This window comes from Methyloversatilis sp., assembly GCF_030698125.1.
Taxonomy (GTDB): domain Bacteria; phylum Pseudomonadota; class Gammaproteobacteria; order Burkholderiales; family Rhodocyclaceae; genus Methyloversatilis.
Genome location: NZ_JAUYNV010000058.1, coordinates 24,392 through 48,184 on the forward strand (window position 1 = coordinate 24,392; position 23,793 = coordinate 48,184).

The following is a 23,793-nucleotide window of genomic DNA, read 5'->3' on the forward strand; positions in this document are numbered from 1 at the left end:
CGCACATCGCGTCTGTCGAATACCTATCCGACCGCCTGACAAGAAAAAGGAGATTCGCCATGTCACATCCCGCGTTGTCGACCTACCGCTTCGCCGAAGGCACCTGCATCGCCCAGGCCACGCCGCCCGAAGCAGAACGCGTGTCGCTGGACAGCCCCGCGACCGCCGTGATGACCGATCTGGCCTGCGTGCGCGCCGCCTGCATCGGCCCGCGAGCCTCGCTCGATGCGGCCGAACAACGCATGCGCGAAAGCGGTGTGCGCATGCTGTTCGTCCTCAGCGACATGCCTTGCGTGGACGGCATCGTCACGCTGTCAGACCTGCAGGGCAGCAAGCCGATCAGGTTGATACAGGCGCAGGGTCTGACGCGCGCCGAGCTGACGGTGAAGCAGGTGATGCAGGCGCTGAGCGACATCGACGCGGTGGATTTCGAGGCAATCCGGCGCGCCACCGTGGGCAGCGTCGTGGCGGCGCTGCAGCACTACGGTCACCCCTACCTGCTGGCGGTCGAGGCGGCGACGCGCGGCGCACCACCGCGCATCCGCGGCATCTTTTCCGCGGCGCAGGTCGAGCGCCAGCTTGACGTGCCGTTGAATTCGGTCGAGGTCGCCGCCACTTTTGCAGAGATCGCCACTGCACTGCGCGGTTGAAGGGATGTGACGGCGCCGGCCGCCGCATCACCGGGGCGGATAACCTGAGGTTATCAAATCATTGGTTGTTCGCCCCTTGAGTTATGGGTAGTGACCCGGCTATAAAGCAGACTGTTCAATGAATCCGATCATCGCCATGGCCACCGTCGCACCCGAAAAAGTCCTCAGCGTCCATCACTGGAACGACACGCTGTTCAGCTTCAAGACCACGCGGGACCCGAGCCTGCGTTTCCGCAATGGTCATTTCGTCATGATCGGCCTGGACACCGGCGGCAAGCCGCTGCTGCGCGCCTACAGCATCGCCAGCGCCAATTACGAGGAGCATCTGGAGTTCTTCAGCATCAAGGTGCCGGACGGTCCGCTGACGTCGCGCCTGCAGCATCTGAAGGAAGGCGATGAAATCCTGGTCGGGCGCAAGCCGACGGGCACGCTGGTGCTCGATGACCTCAGGCCGGGCAGACACCTGTACCTGTTCGGCACCGGCACCGGGCTGGCGCCCTTCCTGAGCCTGATCCGCGACCCGGAAGCCTACGAGCGATTCGACAAGGTGATCCTGTTTCACGGCGTGCGCCACGTGAACGAACTGGCCTATCAGGACTACATCGAGCACGAACTGCCGAACGACGAATTTCTCGGCGACGACGTGCGCGACAAGCTGCTGTACTACCCGAGCGTCACGCGCGAGCCCTACCGCAACCGCGGCCGGCTGACCGACCTCATCATCAGCAACAAGATGACCGACGACCTCGGCCTGCCGCCGCTGAACCCCGACACCGACCGCGCAATGATCTGCGGCAGCCCGAGCATGAACAAGGACACCGCTGACCTGCTCGACGCGCGCGGCTTCGTCGTGTCGCCGGGTGTCGGCGAACCCGGCGATTACGTGATCGAACGGGCTTTCGTCGAGCGCTGATCAGCCACGCTGGGCGTCCAGCCAGACCGGAAACCGCTGCTGCCAGGCCCCCGGCAATCGCGCCGCGAGTGTGTCCCGATGTCCGGCATGCCAGTTGCGCAGCCAGTCCGTCACGCCGGCGACCGCCGGTTCGATCACCCGTCCGTCCGGCGTGTGCGGCGCCGACAGCCAGCCGTAGCTCGCCTGCGTGCCGCTGACCATCCGCACGCTGCACAGCGTTTCCCGGAAGCGCAGCAGGCCTGACGTGTGCAGCGCCAGCTGTACCGGCCACCAGCCACCGGCTTCAGCCATGTCCGCCGGCCAGGGCTGGCCGTCCGGCGCGCCGGCCAGTTCGACCAGCAGGTCGCGCCGGAACATGCAGGCCGCCAGCGGTGGCGCGACCCACTGACTCAGCCCGGTCGCGAACGGCGGAATCTGCTGCACCGCCTGTGCCCAGGCGCCGCTTTGCGCGAACGCGTTCTGATGCACCAGTTCGCCGCCCGGCGTGATCAGCCGGACGTCGCTGCAGGTCACGCCGACCAGCGCGCCGTACTGGCGATAGAACAGATGGCGTTCGACGAAATCGCGGTCCAGGCGGTCACCCACCGGCAGGAACACGATGGATTCGCCCGAGGCCGCGCGCGCCGCCGCGATGAGGCGCGTCAGGGCGTCAGCCCCATCCGGGCCGTCGTCGTAGCGGCGGATGTCGGCACCGTCGGGCGTTGCCGGACAGGACAGCTCGGCGGGCAGCAGCACCTCGCAGGCCGGATGCCGCTGGTTGAGTGCCGAAGCGACGCTCGCCGATACGCCGGCGGTGTCGCCGCGACCGATCAGCGCGATGCTGATGCGCGCCGCCGCGACGCCGCGGTCGCCGGTCGGCATGCGCTGCAGTTTTTCCCAGCGCCGGAAGTAGCTGCGGGCACGCGCGTGGTGCGCCGGTTCCAGATCGGCCATGTCCACCCACTGGTCGAGAAAGTGCAGCTGGCGCGGCGTGCGGTCGCGCAGATCGATGCGCGGCGCATAGCGGCCGTTGCGCAGGCTGCCGAATTCGTTGGCGGAATGGATGCGATAGATGCCCAGGCTCTGGCGCAGGTAGTGAACGCAGCCGCTCCTGATCAGCGCCGCCGGGCACAGCGCACCGTCGGCACCGCGCGGAAACGCCCAGGCCGGAATCGCGGCCAGGCACTCGGTGACCAGCGTGCGCCCGAACACCAGCCCGGTCGGCACCGAGAACGGAAAGAACATCGGCCGGCCGTCGAGGTCGTAGATGTCGTCCAGCTTGTCGATGCCGACGATCTGGAACCAGGTGTCGAGCGCCGATTCGCCGGTGCGCTCGTCGCGCAGGATGAGGTCGTGGCACAGGAACAGCCGCTCGGTGTCGATCGCCTTCGAAGCGATCCAGGCGGCCACGCCCGCCAACTTGTCCGGCAGGCACAGGTCATCGGAATCGAGCAGGCATACCAGTTCGCCGGCGGCCGCCCGCACACCGGCATCGAAGGCGGCGGTCTGGCCGCGGTTGGGCTGCTCTACCAACTTCACCTGCGCATGGTCGCGGTAGCGCGCCAGCACCGCGAGCGAATCGTCGGTCGATCCGTCATCCACGACGACCACCTCGACCTTGTCGGCCGGGTAGCGCTGCGCCAGCGCACTGTCGATCGCCTGACCGACGAACTGCGCGTAGTTGTAGTTGCAGATGACGATGGAAAAGGACGGTGCGCTCATCGGTGCGGCTCCAGCAGGCTTTCGCAGCGATCGGCGACTGCCCGGATCGTCTGCTGCGGTTCGTACCCTTCGTGGCGCTGCGCGAAGGCGCGTGCAGCCTGACCGAGGGCTGCGTTCGAGAGGGCCTTCCGGAACAGCGCCGTAATGGCCGCCGCCGCATCGGGCATCACCACGGCGGCGACACCGAGGGTTTCGAGACGTTTGGCGGTCATGACCTGTTCCATCTGTGATGGCAGCACGATCAGCGGTTTGCCGGCCAGCAACATGGCCGACACCGTGCCGTTGCCGCCATGGCAGACCGCCAGGTCGCAGTCCCGCCGGGCGGCTTCCATGTCCAGCGGCTCGACGCTGACGCGCATCGATCCGCGCGAAAACGTGGCGACGGTCTGTGCCGAGGCGCCCGGCACATGGGCCAGTACGCGCGCCGGCAGCTTCGCCAGCGCGCCCAGCGCAGCATCGATCGCCGGATAACCGGGTTTGAGATAGGCAAACACGCGCGGGCCGTTGCTCTCCGGCCAGCTGACGTCGCTGCCCTGGCCGAGGCTGAACAGCGGTCCGAGCCAGTGCGCGCCCGGGTGATCGGGATAGTGATCGAGTTCGGCGAAGGCCAGCATCAGCGAGGCGTCGCAGCCAGCCAGTTCCGACAGGCTCGCCAACGGTGGTGCGTCCAGCGCAAACAGCACCTCGTTCGCGGTTTTCCACACGTGCGCTTCCGAATCGGCGACACGCGTCAGGTTTTCCTGCTGCCACCAGCGGAACGGCGGCATCGGCCGGCCCGTTGGCGGAATGCAGAAGCCGTCGCCCAGATTGACGCGCGGCGCACTCAGCCCGCGGGTGGCGAGCAGCGCCGTCGGCGCGTGATCCATCACCAGCAGGTCGGGTTGCACGAGGTCGATCAGCGCGCGCCAGGCCCGGGCGACACCGGTCAGCGCACGCGTGTTCAGGAAGCCGAAGCGCATCAGCAGTTCGGCGTGGCTGATCGGCGGCGGCAGGCCGGTGACCTGGCCGATCCACAGCGGCGCCTGCAGCCAGCGCAGTTGATGCCTGTGCAGCAGCGCTTCCGCACCCAGCAGGTCGCGCACGGCGAACACCGGTTCGTGTCCGCGTTCGCGCAGCGCCAGCGCGATCGGCAGCAGACGCGACAGGTGACCGTAGTCACCGCCCAGTTCCCAGCAGAAAAGAATGCGCGCCATGGATGCGATGGTAGCGGCTGGCCAAACAACAACGGCACCCGCAGGTGCCGTTGTGTGAAGGCTGTCGTGAAATCAGCCGGGTTTGCGTCGTCGCGCGGCTGCCAGTCCGGCCAGAGCCAGTCCGGCCAGTGCCAGGGTCGTCGGTTCGGGCACCGTGTTGTCCACCGCGCGCTGCGTGATGGCGAACGGCGAGGCATTGTTCGCCGGGATCACCAGTTGCTGCGGGCCCGGATTGGCGAACGAGAAGTTGTTGGGGTCACCGCTGCGGGCGATCGCCTGGCCGGGGCTGCAGCCGAAACCGGGGATCAGGATCGGTTCTTCACCATCAACCGTCGCAGCCGCGAACTGGGGTTGCTGTTCGACGACATTGCCGAACTGGATAGCGCCGTTGCCGTAGCCGTCCTCGACGAATTCGCCGTAGGAACTGCAATCGGTGCCGCCCAGCATGTTTCCGGACACGGTGGCGATGATGTCGTACTGCAGCGTGAAGTCGCTGGAACGGATGCCCAGATCGGCCGAGAAGTCCCGTGCGTTCTGCGAAATGCTCGCCAGCGCCGAGGGCGGGCATTCGATGTAGCTGTCGAGCTGACCGGTGCCGGCGTCGGTACAGGTGATCGTGCCGGTCGCAGCGAGATCCAGGCGAATGTCTTCGCGCGTCAGCTCGGTGCCGTCGATGCTGATGACGAGCTCGAGCCGGGTGCTGCCGGTCTGGCCGATGAACGCGTTGTAGAAAGCCAGTTCGGTGTTGTCGACGCGGAAGTCGAAGTTCACGGCCTGGGTGCCGGTGACATCCACCAGCGTGCTGTAGCTGACCCGGCTCCACGCGGTGAAGACGCCTTCACCGGATGAGCGGGCACCGAAATTGGCCTGACCGCCGCTTTCGTACCCGTAGGTATGGAAGAACACGGAGTTGCCGCCCGGGGTGTCTTTCCACAGGTAGTAGTCAACATTGCTGCCGGTCAGCGTCGGTTCGGTGATTTCCGAGCCGCCGCCGAGGCTGTAGCGCGCGTCGACCGATATCGGATTGGCCTGCGCCTGCAGTGACAACGCGCTGAAGGCGGCACCGATTGCCAGGGCGATGATTTTTGCGTTGGGAAGTCTGGCTTCCATGGTCTTCTCCGGTCTTGGTTGATGTGTGAAGCCCCTAAGCAAAAACAAGGCCGGAAAAAAAATATTGAATAATCAAAGGGGTTGCGGAGCGCCGTACCCAAAGTGTTAAAAAATCTGACGGAATCTAGATCAACAGCGCGTGAATCAATGGCGCGAAACAGGTTTGCGGCGAAAAGTGCAGAGCCGCATAGTCATGGCCTCGCGCGCCGGTCTGTTCGCGCAGTGCCGCGTCGGCCAGCAGTTCGCGGCAATGGTGCGCGAAGGCATGCGGATCGTCGGCCACACGGAAGCAAAGGCCGGCGTCGTCAGCCAGTCCGCGTGCGCCTTCGGTCGTCGTGACCAGAGGCACGCCATGGCCGAGCGCCTCGACGTTCTTGATCTTCAGGCCGGACCCCCAGCGCACCGGATTGATGGCGACGTCGATACGGCCCCAGATGGCGGTGTAATCCGCGACGAAGCCGTGTGCGACGGCGGTCACCCCGGCGGGCGGTGCCCAGACCTGGCATACCGACCCCCACACGTGCAGCTCGGCCGGCACGCCCTCCAGCGCAGGCCAGACCTCATGTGCGAACCAGTCCAGTGCATCGACATTGCCTTGCCATCCGCTGGCGACAAACCCAAGCACGCGGCCTTGCGCGCGCACCGGCTGGCGGGCAAACATCACCGGGTGCGGCACGCACAGCGCCCGCGGCCCGATGGCAGCCGCCACGCGACGTGCGTCATCCTGCTGGATCAGCAGTACGTGATCGAAGCGGGCCAGCCGCTGCATTTCCTCGTCGAACGACAGATCGACGCCGCCCCAGGGCTCGAGCCCGGCGCGCGCGCGCGACGCCACGTTGTCGCTGACCAGGTCATGCGTGTCCAGGATGCGCAGCATGCCGGGCGGCAGCGCGTCAGCCAGAAAGTCGAGCCGCAGGCGCGCAAACAGGCAGGCATGGGCAGCGATCGCGCCGACCAGATCGGTCAGCTGCGCACTTGCGGCCGCAGGCGCCGCATCGGCGCAGGGATGCAGCGTGGCGGATACGCGCAGGGCGGCGAGCCGCTTGCGGTCGGCCTCGCCGACCGGCGCGAGGCAGAACAGGTGAAGGTCGAACAACTGCCCCAGCATCCAGGCCAGCGCCAGATTGCGCGTGCGCTCGCCGCCGCCCAGACGCCAGAACGGGTCATGGGTGACGAACAAAACCACCCGGCGCGCCGTCATCGCCGGTCGCCCGGCGCGTGACAGGGCGCGTGCGGCGCCCGTATGCTCTGCGCCTGCTTCATGTCATTGCCGGATGAGTCGGACACCATGGAAAACCCCTGCGCGCGGTCGGAACGGACGCGCGATTCTTGCACAGGCTTGTCGCCATGAGCCGCGTGCTGCTGGCGTGGGAGCTCGGCGCCAACATGGGCCACCTCGACCGCATGCTGCTGACCGCGCGCGTGCTGCGCCGGCGCGGTCACGAGGTGGTGTTCGCGCTGAAGGATCTGTCGCGTGCGCATGGCCGCGTGGTCGGCGAGGGATTTGCGGTCATGCAGTCGCCGATCTGGCTGCCGCGCATGGCGAAACCGCCCGGACTGGTCAATTTTTCAGCGGTGCTGGCGTCAGCCGGCTGGCTCGACCCCGCCGGACTGGCCGGGCTGCTGTCCGGCTGGCGCACGCTGTTCGATCTGTGTCGACCTGATCTGCTGGTGTGCGACCACGCGCCGAGCGCGATGCTGGCGGCGCGCGCCTGCCGCTTTCCGGTGGCCGCCGTCGGCAACGGTTTCGAAGTGCCTGCCTTCGGCGACGTGTTCCCGGCGCTGCATTACTGGGACGCGGCCGACACCGCGGCCTGCGCCGGCAGCGACGCCACCGTACTGCGTGCGGTCAACGCCGCGCTCGCCGCGCTGGGCCAGCCTGCGTTGCCCCGGCTCACCGCCTTGTTCGCCGACGTCCTGTGCATCGTTGCCTCGCTGCCGGAGCTGGCGCATTACCCGGCCTATCCGGACAGCGTGGTGCGAGTCGGCCCGAGTTTCGTCGACGACGCCGGCGCGCAGCCGCAGTGGCCACAGGTTGAAAGTGAAGGAGGCGGCGAGGGCATCCCCGTGTTCGCCTATCTGTCGCCCGAACACGCCGATTTCACGGCGCTGATGGCGGCCCTGCGCCAGCCCGGGCTGCGCAGTGTGGTGCATGCGAAAGGGCTGTCGGCCGCGACGGCGCGCGAACTGGGTGCGCCCAATATCCGTTTCGAACCGTCGCCGGTGCGCATGGACCTGGCGACCGCGCAGGCGCGCATCGTGCTGTCGCACGCCAGCGTCGGCACGGTCAGCGCGGCGGCGCTGGCCGGCTGCGTGCAACTCGTGCTGCCCAATCACATGGAGCAATACATGGTGGGTCGCCGCGTGGTCGAAGCCGGCATCGGGCTGATGGTCGAGCCGGGCAGCCGCGGCACCGACTACCCGGCGCTGCTGCGCAGGCTGCTCGACGACACTTCATTCTCCGCGGCCGCGATGGCGCTGGCCGGGCGCCATGCCGGTGTGCGACCGGACCATACCGGGGTACAGGTCGTGGACGCGCTGGAGCGGTGCCTCGCGCACGGCGCGGCGTGACTGGCAGCGGAACCCCTGCCGCGGCGGGCGTCCAAGGCGCATGACGCCCCCTCACGCCGACCTTGCGCTGCGACGCCTGCTGCTCAAGCTGCCGCTGCTCGCCGCCCTGCCGGCGCTGGCGCACGGCCCGGAGTTCGACCCGGTCGTGCGCGGCACGCCCCTCGTGCTGCCGCGCGACCATGGTGCGCACCCGCGCCACCGCATCGAGTGGTGGTACATCACCGGCTGGCTGGAGCGCGACGGCGCGGCGCCGGTCGGCTTCCAGCTCACCTTCTTCCGCGTGCGCCAACCGGCGCATGACGCCAGCGCCAGCCGCTTCGCACCGGGACAGATCCTGTTCGCGCACGCCGCCGTGTCGGACGCCGCGCACGGTCGCCTGCTCCATGCACAGAAGATTGCGCGCGCCGGCTTCGGCCTGGCCGAAGCGTCGGTGAGCGATCTGGATGTACACATCGACGACTGGAGCCTGCGTCGCGACCCTGCGCCGGAACATCTGGCCGCGCGCATCGCGGCGCCCGACTTCGGCTATGCACTCGACTTCACGCCGACCCAGCCGGTGCTGTGGCAGGGCGATGCCGGTTTCAGCCAGAAAGCGGCCGACCCGGCGCACGCCAGTCATTACCTGAGCTGGCCGCAGCTTGCGGTCGCCGGCATGCTGGACATCGGTCGGCGTCGGCAGCGCGTGCGCGGCCGCGCCTGGCTGGACCATGAGTGGTCGAGCGCGCTGATGCCTGACGGTGCCACCGGCTGGGACTGGCTGGGGCTGAATCTGGACGACGGCGGCGCCCTGATGGTGTTCCGCATGCGCGATGGCGAGGGCCGTGCGATGTGGGCGTCGGCGACGCTGCGCGACGCGCGTGCCGAGCGGCAGTTCGCACCGGCCGATATCGAATTCACCGTGCTGCGCACCTGGCTCAGCCCGCGCACCGGCGGCCGCTATCCGGTCGCGCTGAACATCCGCGTCGGCGATCACCGCTTTGTGCTGCAGCCGCTGATGGACGATCAGGAACTCGACAGCCGCGCCAGCAGCGGCGCCATCTACTGGGAAGGCGCGGTCAGCGCATCAGAGGCGGGTCGCCCGGTCGGACGCGGCTATCTGGAGCTGACCGGCTACGCGGGCGCGCTGCGCCTCTGACGCGGGCGGCGATCGCGGTGCCGCTGCTCGGTCGCCAGCAGATGGCGCTGCGCGAATTCACGCGCGACCGGGTCGCGCGACACGGCGAGGCTACCGCGGTCGATCCACACCACGCCCGTTTCACCCGCGTGGTCCGAACGCAGTTCGCCGATCAGTTCGTGGCGCGCGCCGGGCGTGTCCAGTGCGCGCGCGACGCGCTGCATCGACGGGCGCACGCGCAGAACGTCCGGTAAGCGACTTCGAGAGGCTGGCCACGCCCGGCAGCGCACCCGCGCCGTAATTGCTTAACCCTGCAACAGGGTCACAGCCGATCGTTCGTGCTAAGTTCCCGCCCCGGTCGCCTTCCGACCGGCAAACCCGAAAGCGTCATGGAATCATTCATCGTGTCGACCGGCGTGGTCGCGCTGGCCGAAATCGGCGACAAGACCCAGTTGCTGGCCTTCATTCTGGCCGCACGGTTCAGGAAGCCCCTGCCCATCATCGCCGGCATCCTGTGCGCAACCCTGGTCAACCACGGTCTGGCAGGCGCGCTCGGCGGCTGGATCACTTCGGTACTGAGTCCGGAGGTGTTGCGCTGGGTGCTCGGCCTGTCCTTCATCGGCATGGCGATCTGGACGTTGATCCCGGACCGGATCGAGGACGAGGAAACGAAGGTCGCGGCGCGCCTCGGCGTGTTCGGGGCCACGCTGGTCACCTTCTTCCTGGCCGAGATGGGTGACAAGACGCAGATCGCCACCATCGCCATGGCAGCGCATTACGCCAGTCCGCTGCTGGTCGTCATGGGGACCACGCTGGGCATGCTGATCGCCGACGTGCCGGCGGTGTTCGTCGGCGACCGCTTCGGCGCGAAGATTCCGATGAAGCTCGTGCACGGCATTGCTGCCGCGATCTTCGCCGCACTCGGCTTGCTGACCCTGCTCGGTGTCGATCGACTGCTCGGGTAGTTTCACAATGCAACGCCCGACGCAGCGGTTCAAGCCAGCGTGATATTTTTCCGATAAGGCCTGCACGAGAAGCTTCGCGCCTCTACGGCGCTGGCATATTGGGTCCACGGTCAGCCAAGGGTTGCGGAAACCTGCAACGGGGCGCCGATGGCAGGCGCCCCGGCGTGCGCCGGAAAGACCCGACAACAGGGCAGTCAGCACACATTCGGCATGCACGACAGGGATACGTCCATTGATGAGGAATCGAAGCGTCTCGACACACTGAGACGCTACGACATACTCGATACGCCGCGCGATGAGCGCTTCGACAACATCACTGCGCTGACGGCCGAACTCATGCAGGTGCCGCTGGCCCTCGTCACCCTGGTCGATGCCGACCGACTGTGGTTCAAGTCAACGCACGGTCTCGATGTACGCGAGATTCCGCGCTGCAACGGCCTGTGCTCGTCCGCCATCCATCAGGACGGCCCCTATATCGTCGAAGACGCCCGGGCCGCGCAGGTCGAGCGCGACCACCCGCTGGTTACGGGTCCGCTCGGTCTGCGCTTCTATGCGGGCGTTCCGCTCAGGGCCGACGACGGCCGCGCCCTCGGCGTGCTGTGCATCGCCGATCGCCAGCCCCGCCAGCTCGCTCCCCGCGCGGCGACCCAGCTGCAGGCGCTGGCCCGGATGGTGATGGACCAGTTCGAACTGATGCGCGCGCTCAGACGGGTGACCACCAAGGCCGAAGACGACAGGCGCTTCCGGCTGCTGTTCGAAAACTTCGCCGATCCGATGCTGCTGCTCGACCCGGCATCAGGCGTGTTCATCGACTGGAATCCGGCGGCGATGGAAATGCTCCGCTATCCGGACCGGGACGAAATACACGCTCTCAGCCCGGCGGACATTTCACCGCTGCGGCAGCCCGACGGTCGGGACTCGGCCGGCAAGGCAGTGGACATGATGGACATCGCGTTGCGCGAAGGCAGCCATCGCTTCCAGTGGGCTATATGCAGTCCGTACCGCGACACGCTGGTTGTCGAGGTGCTGCTAACCGTGCTGACGATGCAGGGCCGCCAGGTGTTCATCACCACCTGGCGCGATCTGACGCTGCAGCGACGGGCCGAACAGAAACTGCTCGACAGCGAAATCCGCTGGAAATTTGCCATCGAAGGCTCGGGCGACGGACTGTGGGACTGGAACATTCCCGACAGTACCGTCTTCTTCAGCCGGCGCTGGAAAAGCATGCTGGGCTTCGAAGAGCACGAAATAGGGTCGGATCTGACGGAATGGACATCGCGTGTACATCCGGATGACCTGCCGTCGGTCAGGGCGGATGTGCAGGCACACCTGCGCGGCGAAACCACGGCCTTCATCAACGAATACCGCGTGCGCTGCAAGGACGGCGCGTATCGCTGGATACTCGATCGCGGCAAGATCGTCAGTCGCGATGATGCTGGCGAGCCGCTGCGCATGGTCGGCACGCACACCGACGTGACGGATCGCCGGCGCGTGCTGATGGAACTGGAAGCCGCCGAGTTCGGCCACCGCGCGCTGCTCAACGCGATGGCCGACGGCGTGTTCGTGTCGCAGGATTTCCGCTTCGTGTTCAGCAACCCGGCGCTGCCGCAGATGCTGGGCTACACGCCGGACGAATTCACCGGCTTGCGCTTCGACCAGATCGTGCATCCGGACTTTCTTGAACTGTGGACCGAACGCTTCGTCCAGCGCATCAGCAGTGCCATCGAACCGGTGCGTCAGTACGAGGCGAAGTTCCTGCGCAAGGGCGGTGTCGAGGTCATCTGGATCGAACTGATCGCCTCGCGTTTCATCTTCAAGGGCGCGCCGGCGGTGCTCGGCATCGTGCGCAACATCAACGAAAAGAAGAAAACCGAGGACATCATCTGGCGCCAGGCCAATTACGATGCGCTGACGCAGTTGCCCAACCGGCTCATGCTGCTCGACCGGCTCGATCACGAGTTACGCCAGTCGCGCCGCACCGGTCAGCCGCTGGCGGTCATGTTCATCGATCTCGACCGCTTCAAGGAAGTCAACGACACGCTCGGCCACCACCGCGGCGACCTGCTGTTGCAACTGGCGGCGCAGCGCCTGTCGTCCTGCCTGCGCGAGACCGATCTCGTGGCGCGTCTGGGCGGCGACGAATTCACGGTCGTCGTGCCGGGGCTCGACGACATGGACACGGCCGAGCGCATCGCGCAGAACATCCTCGATGCCCTGCAGCGCCCTTTCCATCTCGAATCGGAACTGGTGTACGTGACGGCCTCGATCGGCATCACGCTCTATCCGCATGATGCGCGCTGCATCGAAGATCTGCTCAAGCAGGCCGATCAGGCGATGTATGACGCCAAACATCTGGGCCGCAACCGCCTCAGCTATTTCACGCCATCGATGCAGCAGCGTGCCGAAAGGCGCATGCGCCTGGTCGGCGACATGCACGAGGCGATCGCAAAAAAGCAGTTCTACATGGTTTATCAGCCCATCGTCGATCTGGCGACCGGGCAGACCCGCAAGGCCGAGGCGCTGATCCGCTGGAATCACCCGGAACGCGGCATCGTGTCGCCGGCCGATTTCATTCCGATTGCCGAAGAGACCGGCCTCATCATGGAGCTGGGCGACTGGATCGCGCGCACCGCGCTGGCCTTCGCGCTCTATCTTCAGCAGCAGTTCGACGAGCCGGTGCAGATCAGCGTGAATCAGTCACCGGTGCAGTTCCGCAACAAGAAGTCGCAGTATCCCGACATCGTCGATGTGCTGCTTCAGGCCGATGCGACCGGCGAACTGGTCACGGTCGAAATCACCGAAGGCACGCTGCTCGACGCCGATGCGCAGGTGCTCGAAAAGCTGCGTCGCATGCGCGAAGCGCACGTCCAGGTGTCGCTGGACGATTTCGGCACCGGCTATTCGTCGCTGTCCTATCTGAACAAGTTCGCCATCGACTACCTGAAGATCGATCGCTCGTTTGTGCAGGGCCTGGCGCCGCATTCGAGCGAGCTGGCGCTGTGCGAGGCGATGATCGTCATGGCGCACAAGCTGGGCATCAAGGTGATCGCCGAAGGCGTGGAAACTGCCGGACAGCGCGACCTGCTGATCCAGGCCGGCTGCGATTATGCGCAAGGCTATCTGTTCGCCCGTCCGCTCACCGCCGAGGCGTTCGAAGCCTTCCTCGAACAGGGTGCGCAGCCGCTGTGATCGACAAGGCTGCACAATGACCGGATGATCCGTGCATCGCCCGATCCGGAATCGTCATGAACAAATTCATTGCCAGTGCCGTCATCATGTTCAGCAGCCACACCGTCAGCGCACTCGAACTGCTGGTACCCGCCTACTTCTATCCGGTGGATGATGGCGTCGCCTACTGGCAGACGCTGGCCGAAGCCGCGCCGGACGTGGCCATCACCGCCATCCTGAACCCCGACAGCGGACCCGGCGCGGCCTTTGACAGCGACTACGCAGCGGTGGCAAACGCCTTCCAGGCCGCCGGCGGCCGCCTGATCGGTTATGTGTACACCGGCTATGGCGCGCGCAGCGAAACGGTGGTGAAGGCGGAAATCGACCTCTATTACGCCCAGTACGGCGTCGATGGCATCTTTCTCGACGAGGTGTCGAATCTCGCGCAGCACCTCGGCTATTACCAGTCGCTGCATGCCTACATCAAGGGCGGCTTCGAGCGAAACCACATCGTCGCCAACCCGGGCACGCAGACGCCCGAGTCGTACCTCGGAACGGCCGACGTGCTGGTCACCTTCGAAAGTCCGGCCGCCGAGTACGCCGGCTACGAGCCGGATGCGTGGTCCGCCTCGCACGACGCCACGCGTTTCGCGCATCTGGTCTATGACGTGGCGGACGCCGATGCGATGCGCGCCGTCATCGACACGGCGCGGGCGCACAACGTCGGCCACGTCTATGTCACCGACGACGGCGGCGACAATCCGTGGGATACGCTGCCATCGTACTGGGCGGCTGAAACTGCCCGCGTGGCCGCCGTGCCGGAGCCGTCCGCATGGGCCGGTCTGCTGGCCGGTCTGGCGCTGATCGCGGCCCGCCTCAGGGGCAGCACCCGCCAGGGCAGGCGCTGAGTCAGGCATGAACATCCAGTTCCGACCCAAGCTGCTTGACACGCTGCGCGGCTATGACCGCGGGCAATTTTCCGGCGACCTGTCGGCGGGTATCACGGTCGGCGTGCTCGCGCTGCCGCTGGCCATGGCGTTCGCGATCGCCAGCGGCATGTCGCCGACAGCCGGCATCTGGACCGCCATCGTCGCCGGTTTCCTTGTTTCGGCGCTGGGCGGCTCGCGGGTGCAGATCGGTGGTCCGACCGGCGCCTTCATACCGATCATCTACGCCATCGTCGTCGACTACGGCGTGCAGAACCTGCTGATCGCCACCATGATGTCCGGCGTCATGCTGCTTGCCATGGGCGCGTTCCGGCTCGGCAGCATGATCCGTTTCATCCCGCTGTCGGTCGTCATCGGCTTCACCAACGGCATCGCGGTCGTCATCTTCGTATCGCAGATCAAGGACTTCCTCGGCCTGCGTGTCGACAGTCTGCCGGGCGAATTCTTCGGCAAGATGGAAGCGCTGTACCGGGCGCTGCCGACGCTCGACGGCGCCACGCTCGCGCTGTCGTGTGCGTCGCTGGCCGTGCTGCTGGGCTGGAACCAGCTGGCAAAGCGGGTGGCGTGGATGCGTCGCCTGCCCGGCCCGCTGGCGGTGCTGGTCATCGCGACCGCAGTGAATGCCTTCATCCAGTTGCCGGTCGACACGATAGGCAGCCGCTTCGGCGGCATTCCACGCGAGCTGCCGGACATCGGCCTGCCGGCCCTCTCCTTCGGACTGCTCGGCAAGCTGATCGCTCCGGCACTGACCATCGCACTGCTGGGCGCCATCGAATCGCTGCTGTCGGCGCGCATCGCCGACAGCCAGATCGATGACCGCCACGACCCGAACCAGGAACTGATGGCGCAGGGCATCGCCAATGTCGCGGCGCCGCTGTTCGGCGGCTTCGCCGCCACCGGCGCCATTGCGCGCACCGCGACCAATGTGCGCACCGGTGGCCGCACGCCGGTGGCCGGCATCATCCACGCCGGCGTGCTGCTGACCATCGTGCTGGCGCTGGCGCCGCTGGCCAGCCACATTCCGCTCGCCACGCTGTCGGCCATCGTCGTCGTCGTGGCGGTCAACATGGGCGAATGGCACGCCTTCGCGCCGAAGGAACTGGCGCGCTACTCGACGCCCTACCGCACCATCCTGCTCGCCACCTTCTTCGTCACCGTGGTGTTCGACCTGACGCTGGCGGTCGAACTGGGCATGGCGCTGGCCAGCCTGTTCTTCATCTACCGCATGTCCGACCTGACGCGCATCGAGCGCCTGCCGCTGGAGGACTTCTACGGCGTCGAGGCGCTCGCCCGGCCCGATGGCACGCCGCGCATCCTGGCCTACCGGCTGACCGGCTCGCTCTTCTTCGGCGCCGCCAACAAGCTGGAAAACCTGCTGCTGATGCAGGACGGTCACCCGGACGCGGTCATCCTCGACCTTGAAAAGGTGATCAGCATCGATACCACCGGGCTGGACATCCTGCAGACACTGCAGCGCAACCTCGCCCGGCGCGGCGCCACGCTCATCCTGTGTGACCTGAACGAACAGCCGGGTTCGCTGATCCGCCGCTCGGGCTTCGCCGACCGGCTGGGCGAGGAGAACATCGCCGGCAACATCACCGATGCGCTGCTGCGGGCGCAGTCGGTGCGTCCGCGTGAGCCTGCGGTGGCCTACGCCTAGGAGTCTGCGCGGCAGCGCCACCCTGATCGTGATAGCGCATGGCGCAAACGATTGGCGGGCGACAGGCGAGGCGTGATCATGGGTTCATTGCATCTGGCGGGCGGGCGCGAGGGCTCAAGCGAGCGCCATCTGCACGGTGGGGAATGGCTTGGCCTCATCTCGGTCCCTCATGTCGGCACCAGATAGCTCATGCGGCGCAGGTTGAGTACCAGACAGACGAGCTTGAATTCGCGGCGTACCGTGTCGACACCTCGCAAGCTGAACTGGCGCAAACCGAGGATGTTCTTGATCCAGCCGTTGGGCGGTTCGACGATCGCCTCGGTCGGACCGGCCGCCAGTTCATTCAGGTGCCGCGCACGAAAGTCGCAGATCGTCCGGTGCTTCGGATAGTTGCTCGCTGCGAGCACCCGGAATGCCACGTCCTCACGCAGCTTGCTGGCGATCTTGCGCGAGGAGAACACGCCCGTGGCGTAGGCGTAGAGCAGAATCTTGACCATCATCGCCGGATCGAACGGCTGGTTGCGCGGCCCGCCGCCGGCGTAACGCGCATGAAAAGCGCTCAGGTCCAGCGCATCCACCGTGTCGCTGATGTAGTAGGCCAGATGCCCCTGTGGCAACCACTCCTGCAACGCCGGTGGAAGAAGCAAGGCCTGGCTCGGATCGTAAGGTAGGTAGCTCGCAGTCATTCCCATCGAACGCATTCATCGATTCTTTGTTGCCCCCGTAACGCTTCTGCCGCGCAGACTCCTAGAAGCTGCCGAACAGGCTGCCCAGCGTCACCACCGACACCAGTGCGAGCACCGGCACGGCGACCGCCACCACGAAGATGTCCAGATAGCTCTGCCGATGCGTGAGCTTGCAGATGCCCAGCAAGGTGATGACGGCGCCGTTGTGCGGCAGCGCATCGAGCCCCCCGGTCGCAATGGCGGTCACCCGGTGCAGCAGGTCCGGCGCGATGCCGGCAGCGCGCCCCATCTCCAGCCAGGTGGCCCCGAGGGTCTGCAGGGCAATGCTCATGCCACCCGATGCCGAGCCGGTGATGCCCGCCAGGATGTTGATCGCGATCGACATCGACACCAGCGGGTTGCCCGGCGCGATGCCCAGCACGGCGTCCCGGATCAGCGCAAAGCCGGCCAGCGACGCAATCACGGCGCCGAATCCCACCTGCGAGGCCGTGTTCATGAGAGGCATGACCGAGGCCCCCGCCCCTTCCTCCAGCACTGTCTTCAAGGCTATACCCTGCCCGCGACGTGCCCGCTCTGCCAGCCACCACAGCACGGTCAGCAGCACGATGGCGGCACCGAGGGCGCCGATGACCGCCCAGATGCCGCGCACGGCCTGAACGGAGGTGGCGCCAAACCGGGCTTCGGCCAGGTACGAAGTGTCCAGCGCAGGCCACAGCCAGGTGGAGAGCAGGTAGTTGAGCGCGATGACAAGCACCACCGGCGCGATGGCCATGCCGAACGGCATGGCCGGGGGGGCGTCCGCCGCTGCCGCATCGGACTGCGCAGGCGCGACTTCTTCGGCGCCATAACCCTCCCCCGCCCGTCGGGCAGCCGCGGCACGCCGGCTGAGCCACCACCAGCCGAAGCCCAGCATCACGGCGCCGCCGATCAACCCCAGCCCAGGCGACGCGAACGGCGTGGTGCCGAAGAATGGCATCGGGATGGCGTTCTGGATCGCCGGCGTGCCCGGCAGCGCCGTCATCGTGAACGTGAACGCGCCCAGTGCGATCGTGGCCGGGATCAGGCGCTTGGGAATCTGCGCCTCGCGGAACAGCGCGGCGGCAATCGGAAACACCGCGAAGGCCACCACGAACAGCGACACGCCGCCGTAGGTGAGCACGGCGCAGGCGGCAACGATCGCCAGCACCGCCTGTTGCGCGCCCAGCCATCGCACGATGGCCTGCGCGATGGCCAGGGCCGCGCCGCTGGCCTCCATCAACTTGCCGAACACCGCACCCAGCAGGAAGAGCGGGAAGAAAGCAATCACGAAACCGCCCAGGGCCTTCATGAACACCTGGGTGTAGCTCGCGAACAGCGGCGCGTCGGGGCTGAACAGGACTGCCAGCAGTGCGCACAGCGGTGCCAGCACGAGAACGCTCACGCCGCGGTAGGCCAGCGCCATCAGCAGCACGAGCGCGAGCACGATGCCGGCCATGCTGGTCATTCGAGGAACTCCCGGCCCAGGTCGAAGGTGGATCGGCGCCCCAGGTCGCTGCCGTGCGCGTGCAGCCAGCGCTCGGCGGCCTCGCGCCCGAGTCCATGCAGTCGTGACAGGAAACTCCAGCGCGTATCGGACTTGGACGACGCGCCCAGCTCCGCGAGCGGCCCGCCGCCGTCGATGCGATGCACCCGCAGGGCCTCGACGCGCTGGAAGGTCGCCTCCCGGTAGTGGTGGCCCGGGCGGCCTTCGGCCTCGATCAGATGCTTCAGCAAGGCGATCGAACGCAGTTCCTTCAGCAGGCTGGTGTTGAATGTCACCTCGTTCATGCGGTCGAGGATGTCGCGCGCGGTCGTCGGCACGCTCTCGCGCAGATGCGGATTGATCTGCACAAGCAGCAGGTCGTCAGCCGGGCTTTCGGTGATCAGCGGCAGCAGCGACGGGTTGCCGGCAAAGCCGCCGTCCCAGTAGGCTTCACCGTCGATCTCGACCGCCTGGAACAGCAGCGGCAGGCAGGCCGAGGCCAGCACCACGTCGGCAGTGAGTTCGCGCTGGCGAAAGATGCGCAGGCGGCCGCTCTTGACGTGTGTGGCCGAGATGAAGAGCTGCAGCTTGTCGCAGCGGCGCACGGCGTCGAAATCGATCGTCTGCGCCAGCATGTCGCGCAGCGGGTTCAGGTTCAGCGGGTTGAGCTGGTAGGGCGAAAAGTTGCGACCGATCGCCTCCGACCACCACGCCTGCGCACCGCGCGCCCAGGCTTGCGAAGGCGAGGCCCACAGTTCGGCCCAGGCGCGTGCCGGCGCCAGCCACGGTGCCAGCGGCCAGCCCGGGAACGACGACTCGGTGGCCATCTGGCTCGAGCCGGCTTGCACGCCATCGGGCCAGCGTCCCATGCCGCCCACGCGCTCCCACAGGCGCCGCAGCGCCGCGCGCGCGCCCTCGCGTCCGCCATCCGTCAGCCCCGAGGCCAGCGCCACTGCGTTCATCGCGCCGGCGCTGGTGCCGCTGATGCCCGCCAGCACGAGTGAATGTTCCTCAAGCAGGCGATCCAGCACGCCCCAGGTGAAGGCGCCGTGGGCGCCTCCGCCCTGCAAGGCCAGGTCGATGGGCTGTCGTTGTGTACGGGAACGTCTTGGGATGACCATGGAATCAGTGTGACATCAGTGCGGGCACCGCGATCATACCGAGCGGGGTCCGGGTGATGCCACCGAGCGCCAGTTCCCAAGATCGTGACTGGCCTTGGCCACCCTTGACCACCAAGTCGACGGGTATCTCGCTGGAGTGCGTCGACTCGACCTCGCGACGGACGGGACCAACGGGCCCTGCATCGCTGTCGTCGTGCAACGCCTCGCTCAGTGCAGATGATCCTGCATGATGGCGTGCGCCAGCATCGTCTGCGTCACGCCCCAAGAGCCCGGCAGCGATGCATACACCTGGCGGCCGTCGCCGGTGACCCGACCGTCGGCCGTGATCACTGCGGCCGACAGTCGGCATACCAGAAGCCGATGCCCGGGGTCGCCCACGACCCGTTGCAGTGCCATCATGAGCGACCGGTCACTCGAGCGCAACCGCTGCGTCTGGCTCAGGGGAATGCCAATCTCCTCCAGAGCCGACTCGGCCGCACCCCGGAAGCGGTCGCGCTGCACCCCCAATCGATCAAAGTCCTGCAGCCGTTCGAGCTCAGCCACCACGCAGGAGTCGATGCGTCCATTGGCCGATACCACGATGGCCAACGGCATGGCGGAAGGATCGACTGCCTGAGATGCGACCGAGTGCATGGCTTGCTCCTGGGTTTGTGGTATCTGCGCCGCCACTTCAGGCTCACCGATGAACAGGGAGAGCTCGCATCCTTATGGGCGTTCCATCGCACAAATCTGAGGTTCTCTGCCCTGCACTCCGGCGTTCCCTCTTCCCCTGAACCCGCGCAGGAGACATGGCGGCCGGGTCATTGACGCATCTCAATCCCGGGAGTGGAACCAGGCGCCACACTGAAGCTTTACCCTTGGACACACTGCCGAGCCGGCGGTATCACACTGGAGGCTTCGATGTGCCACACGGTTGATGGAGGATTCCTTGCAAGCTGAAGCTGTATTGACCACACAAGACAAGCGCAGCAACTGGCACGCGTGCGAGAGCACTGACGTCCTGCTTGCACTGGGTTCGGGGCCCCATGGCCTCGATCAGGCGGAGGTCAGTCGCCGGTTGACGATGCACGGCCCCAACCGTCTGGCCGAGGCGCCACCCCCGGGGCTGCTCGCGCGATTGGCCCGCCAGTTCAACAACCTGCTGCTGATCGTGCTGATGGTGGCTGCGGTGGTGACCGTGGCGATCGGCCACTGGATCGACGGCGGGGTCATCGCTGCGGTCGTGGTGCTCAATGCCCTGATCGGCTTCGTGCAGGAAGGCAAGGCCGAGCGGGCATTGCAGGCGATCCGCCATCTGCTCTCGCCGCACGCGGTGGTGCTGCGCGACGGCCGGCAGCACGACATCGATGCCGCGGACCTGGTGCCCGGTGACATCGTCCTGCTGGCGTCGGGTGACAGCATCCCGGCCGACGTGCGCCTGCTGCATGCGCGCAACCTGCGTGTCGACGAATCCGCCCTCACCGGCGAGTCGGTGCCGGTGGACAAGGAAACCGGCCCGGTGGCCGCCGATGCGTCCATCGGCGACCGCCTGTGCATGGGCTATGCCGGCACGCTGGTGACCCAGGGCCAGGCGCGGGCGGTCGTCGTGGCCACGGGAGCCGCCACCGAGATCGGCCGCATCGGGCGCATGCTGGCTTCGGTCGAGGAAGGCACGACGCCGCTGCTGGCGAAGATGGCCGTCTTCGGCCAGCGACTGACGTTCGTGATCCTTGGGGCTGCCGCGCTGTTGTTCCTGTTCGGCACGCTGGTGCGCGGCATGTCGGCCGCCGAGACCTTCATGGCCGCAGTCGGCCTGGCGGTGGCGGCGATCCCCGAAGGCCTGCCGGCCATCCTGACCATCACGCTGGCGATCGGCGTACAGCGCATGGCGCGGCGCCATGCAGTGATCCGTCGCCTGCCGGCGGTGGAGACCCTGGGCTCGGTGACCGTCATCTGCTCCGACAAGACCGGCACGCTCACCCGCAACGAGATGACCGTGCAGTCGGTAGTCTGTGCCGGGCAGACGCTCGACGTGCAAGGGGCGGGGTACGCGCCGCAGGGCCCCCTGATGCTCGACGGCCAGGCCATCGACACCGCGGGACTGTCAGCGGCCGCCCCGGTGGTGCTGCGCCTCGCCGAGGTCGCCGCCTTGTGCAACGACGCCAGCCTGCATGAAGACGACACGGGCTGGCACCTGGCCGGCGACCCGACCGAGGGCGCCCTGCTCACCCTGGCGATGAAGGCCGGCCTTAACCCGGCCGGGATCAAAGTCGACCGCGAGCGGCTGGACGTCATCCCCTTCGAGTCCGAACACCGCTACATGGCCACGCTGCATGCCCGCGGCGATGCCACGGTGCTGCTGCTCAAGGGAGCGCCCGAGCGGGTGCTTGCCATGTGCACGCAGCAGGCCGGACCCGACGGCCGCGCGCAGCCGCTGGCGGCTGATGTGTGGCGCGATGCCATCGACGCCCAGGCTCGCGCCGGGCGGCGTGTGCTGGCGCTGGCAGAGCGCGAACTGCCGGCCGGCCGGCAGGACCTTCGTCACAGCGATGTCGAACCGGGGCTGACGCTGCTGGGCATCGTCGGCATCATCGATCCGCCGCGCGCGGAAGCCGTCGAGGCGGTGGCACGATGCCATGCCGCCGGCATCCGCGTCGTGATGATCACCGGCGACCACGGCGTGACCGCCAGTGCCATCGCCGGCCAACTCGGCATGGGCGAGGACCATCGCGCCATCACCGGGCCCGAGATCGAGGCCATGGACGACGCGGCCCTGCGCGAGGCGGTGCGCGATGCACGCGTGTTCGCGCGTGCGAGCCCCGAGCACAAGCTGCGCCTGGTGCGCGCGCTGAAGGCCAACGGCGAGATCGTCGCGATGACCGGCGACGGCGTCAACGATGCACCGGCGCTCAAGCAGGCCGATGTCGGCGTGGCCATGGGCATGAAGGGCACCGAAGCCGCCAAGCAGGCCGGCGCCGTGGTGCTGGCCGACGACAACTTCGCGTCGATCGCCCACGCGGTCGAAGAAGGCCGCACCGTCTACGACAACCTGAAGAAGACCGTCACCTTCCTGCTGCCGATCAACGGCGGCGAGTCGCTGACCCTGCTGCTGGCCGTGCTGCTGGGCGTGGCCTTGCCGATCCTGCCGGCGCAGGTTCTCTGGGTGAACATGGTCAGCTCGGTCGCCCTGGCGATGGTGCTCGCGTTCGAGCCGACCGAAGCCGACGTCATGCGCCGACCGCCCCGGCCCGCCGGCGAACCGCTGCTGTCGCGCTTCCTCGTCTGGCGCATCGTGTTCGTCTCGTCCCTTTTCCTGGCGGGCATCTTCGGCATGTACGAGTGGGCGCTGTGGCACGGTGCCAGCGTGGAGACGGCACGCACGGTGGCGGTCAACACGCTGGTGTGCATGGAGGTGTTCTATCTGTTCAGCGTGCGCTACCTGAAGTCCCCGTCCTTCACGTGGCAGGGGGTTCGCGGCACGCCACGGGTGCTGGCCGCCGTCAGCGGCGTGTTGGCGCTGCAGTTGCTATTCACCTATGCGCCGGTGATGCAGCAGCTGTTCCGCACCGAGGCGCTGCCGCTGGCCTGGGGCCCGCGCATCATGGCGGTTGGCGTCGGGCTGCTGATGATCCTCGAGGTCGAGAAGGCCGTGCTGCGACGCCTTGGCGCGGTTCCATGAACGCTGGCTGCTCGATCGCGCCGGGATGCCGCCCTCCTTGACGATCATCACCTGCATCGGCGACAGCATCAGCACCTTGCCAGCCACGCTGCCCGGGACCACGCGCGCGACACGGGTGCGACCGTGCGATCCCATCACGATGAGGTCGGCGCTACCGCGGCCGGTTTGCCGGATCGAAAGAGCGGCCTGCGCCCGGACCCTGTCTGTGACTTCATCTTCGCCAGGCGCATCAGACGCGCTGCGCGATGCTTGCCACAGCGCTCAGCCAGGTCACGCAGATCGTTGTTGATCTTGCGATACCCATATACGTATCCACTCTCTTTCCAACTCGTGCGGATGAGCGCTCCCAGCCGGGCATCCTCTTGGGCGCGAGCCGACCCGGGCTGTGCGCGCCACGCGCAATAACCACTCGGATACCACGCATTACCGAACACATTCGCCGTACGCGATACTGCATCTCGTGGGCCTTGATGAAGGCGTACTTCACCCGGACTGATTGGAAAAGTACGCGGCTGCCTTCTTCAGGATGTCACGCTCCTCGCTCACCCGGCGCAACTCCGCCTTCAGGCGTCGAATCCCATCGGTTTGACCGTCTTGCTGTACCCGCTGAGCTGGACTTGGCGACTAGCGCTTGATCCAGCCGTACAGGCTGTACGTGCTGACACCAAGGCGCGCGGCAACCTCTGCGACTGGATGGCCACGCTCGGTGACCAGCTTGACCGCTTCAACCTTGAATTCTTCAGTGACGCGACGACCCGACTTCCTCTCATCCATACACCTCCGTCATGCTTCGATCGTGAGGCTACAGGGTGTCTAGAAAAACCGGGGCGATTCA

General features: G+C 66.9%; 18 protein-coding genes and 3 pseudogenes. 9 read left to right on the plus strand and 12 right to left on the minus strand.

The window, feature by feature from the left end; genetic code table 11:
* Window positions 1-59 precede the first annotated feature (59 nt).
* The gene (locus tag Q8Q80_RS19210) at window positions 60-650 is read left to right on the plus strand and encodes a hypothetical protein (RefSeq protein WP_305634691.1); all 591 of its coding nucleotides are present in this window, start codon (window positions 60-62) and stop codon (window positions 648-650) included.
* A 136-nt stretch (window positions 651-786) separates the two neighbouring features.
* Complete coding sequence (locus Q8Q80_RS19215; RefSeq protein ID WP_305634895.1) at window positions 787-1,563, plus strand: ferredoxin--NADP reductase; 777 nt, start codon at window positions 787-789, stop codon at window positions 1,561-1,563.
* On the opposite strand, the gene Q8Q80_RS19220 is transcribed toward Q8Q80_RS19215, so the two are convergent.
* From Q8Q80_RS19220 to Q8Q80_RS19235, 4 genes are all read right to left on the minus strand, one after another.
* A complete protein-coding gene (locus Q8Q80_RS19220; protein WP_305634693.1) occupies window positions 1,564-3,264 on the minus strand; it encodes a glycosyltransferase family 2 protein in 1,701 nt (566 codons plus the stop codon).
* Window positions 3,261-4,457 (minus strand): glycosyltransferase, encoded by a 1,197-nt coding sequence (locus Q8Q80_RS19225; protein WP_305634695.1) that lies wholly within the window; start codon window positions 4,455-4,457, stop codon window positions 3,261-3,263. Before Q8Q80_RS19225 ends, Q8Q80_RS19220 begins: the two co-directional genes overlap by 4 nt.
* Window positions 4,458-4,529: 72 nt before the next feature.
* Window positions 4,530-5,567, minus strand: a complete 1,038-nt coding sequence (locus Q8Q80_RS19230; RefSeq protein WP_305634697.1) for a PEP-CTERM sorting domain-containing protein — start codon at window positions 5,565-5,567, stop codon at window positions 4,530-4,532.
* Window positions 5,568-5,691: 124 nt separating this feature from the next.
* On the minus strand, window positions 5,692-6,753 hold the full coding sequence (locus Q8Q80_RS19235) for a glycosyltransferase (RefSeq protein WP_305634699.1): 1,062 nt from the start codon (window positions 6,751-6,753) through the stop codon (window positions 5,692-5,694).
* 161 nt (window positions 6,754-6,914) lie between these two features.
* Between Q8Q80_RS19235 and Q8Q80_RS19240 the strand changes: the two genes are divergently transcribed.
* Entirely contained in the window at window positions 6,915-8,138 is a 1,224-nt protein-coding gene (locus Q8Q80_RS19240; protein WP_305634701.1) for a glycosyltransferase, read from the plus strand.
* Between the two features lie 40 nt (window positions 8,139-8,178).
* Window positions 8,179-9,273 carry a lipocalin-like domain-containing protein gene (locus Q8Q80_RS19245; RefSeq protein ID WP_305634703.1) on the plus strand — a complete coding sequence of 365 codons (1,095 nt, stop codon included), beginning with the start codon at window positions 8,179-8,181 and terminating at the stop codon, window positions 9,271-9,273.
* Here Q8Q80_RS19245 and Q8Q80_RS19250 read toward each other — a convergent pair.
* Window positions 9,249-9,488 carry a demethoxyubiquinone hydroxylase family protein gene (locus Q8Q80_RS19250; protein ID WP_305634705.1) on the minus strand — a complete coding sequence of 80 codons (240 nt, stop codon included), beginning with the start codon at window positions 9,486-9,488 and terminating at the stop codon, window positions 9,249-9,251. The two genes, Q8Q80_RS19245 and Q8Q80_RS19250, sit on opposite strands and share 25 nt — an antisense overlap.
* A 153-nt stretch (window positions 9,489-9,641) precedes the next feature.
* On the opposite strand from Q8Q80_RS19250, the gene Q8Q80_RS19255 reads away from it, so the two are divergent.
* From Q8Q80_RS19255 to Q8Q80_RS19270, 4 genes are all read left to right on the plus strand, one after another.
* Window positions 9,642-10,217 (plus strand): TMEM165/GDT1 family protein, encoded by a 576-nt coding sequence (locus Q8Q80_RS19255; RefSeq protein WP_305634707.1) that lies wholly within the window; start codon window positions 9,642-9,644, stop codon window positions 10,215-10,217.
* Window positions 10,218-10,427: 210 nt separating this feature from the next.
* Complete coding sequence (locus Q8Q80_RS19260; RefSeq protein ID WP_305634709.1) at window positions 10,428-13,406, plus strand: EAL domain-containing protein; 2,979 nt, start codon at window positions 10,428-10,430, stop codon at window positions 13,404-13,406.
* Window positions 13,407-13,462: 56 nt separating this feature from the next.
* Window positions 13,463-14,293 carry a spherulation-specific family 4 protein gene (locus tag Q8Q80_RS19265; protein ID WP_305634711.1) on the plus strand — a complete coding sequence of 277 codons (831 nt, stop codon included), beginning with the start codon at window positions 13,463-13,465 and terminating at the stop codon, window positions 14,291-14,293.
* A 7-nt stretch (window positions 14,294-14,300) separates the two neighbouring features.
* Entirely contained in the window at window positions 14,301-15,992 is a 1,692-nt protein-coding gene (locus tag Q8Q80_RS19270; RefSeq protein WP_305634713.1) for a SulP family inorganic anion transporter, read from the plus strand.
* Between the two features lie 167 nt (window positions 15,993-16,159).
* Here the strand turns inward: Q8Q80_RS19270 and Q8Q80_RS19275 are convergent, their stop codons facing one another.
* The 5 genes and pseudogenes from Q8Q80_RS19275 to Q8Q80_RS19295 form a co-directional block, all read right to left on the minus strand.
* A complete protein-coding gene (locus tag Q8Q80_RS19275) occupies window positions 16,160-16,339 on the minus strand; it encodes a transposase (protein WP_305634897.1) in 180 nt (59 codons plus the stop codon).
* Window positions 16,325-16,678: pseudogene (locus tag Q8Q80_RS19280) on the minus strand (transposase); the annotation flags it as partial. The gene Q8Q80_RS19275 and the pseudogene Q8Q80_RS19280, both read right to left, overlap by 15 nt.
* Before the next feature lie 61 nt (window positions 16,679-16,739).
* Window positions 16,740-18,161, minus strand: coding sequence for a GntP family permease (locus tag Q8Q80_RS19285; protein ID WP_305634716.1), 1,422 nt, complete (start codon window positions 18,159-18,161; stop codon window positions 16,740-16,742).
* Window positions 18,158-19,300 carry a patatin-like phospholipase family protein gene (locus Q8Q80_RS19290; RefSeq protein ID WP_305634718.1) on the minus strand — a complete coding sequence of 381 codons (1,143 nt, stop codon included), beginning with the start codon at window positions 19,298-19,300 and terminating at the stop codon, window positions 18,158-18,160. Before Q8Q80_RS19290 ends, Q8Q80_RS19285 begins: the two co-directional genes overlap by 4 nt.
* A gap of 207 nt (window positions 19,301-19,507) precedes the next feature.
* Window positions 19,508-19,933, minus strand: coding sequence for a hypothetical protein (locus tag Q8Q80_RS19295; protein ID WP_305634720.1), 426 nt, complete (start codon window positions 19,931-19,933; stop codon window positions 19,508-19,510).
* 295 nt (window positions 19,934-20,228) lie between these two features.
* Here Q8Q80_RS19295 and Q8Q80_RS19300 point away from each other — a divergent pair, with 295 nt between their 5' ends.
* The gene (locus Q8Q80_RS19300; protein ID WP_305634722.1) at window positions 20,229-22,958 is read left to right on the plus strand and encodes a cation-transporting P-type ATPase; all 2,730 of its coding nucleotides are present in this window, start codon (window positions 20,229-20,231) and stop codon (window positions 22,956-22,958) included.
* Between the two features lie 96 nt (window positions 22,959-23,054).
* Here Q8Q80_RS19300 and Q8Q80_RS19880 read toward each other — a convergent pair.
* Together Q8Q80_RS19880 and Q8Q80_RS19305 are read right to left on the minus strand one after the other, a co-directional pair.
* Window positions 23,055-23,132: pseudogene (locus Q8Q80_RS19880) on the minus strand (hypothetical protein); the annotation flags it as partial.
* Window positions 23,105-23,732, minus strand: a pseudogene (locus Q8Q80_RS19305) (transposase); the annotation flags it as partial. The pseudogenes Q8Q80_RS19880 and Q8Q80_RS19305, both read right to left, overlap by 28 nt.
* Window positions 23,733-23,793: the final 61 nt, after the last annotated feature.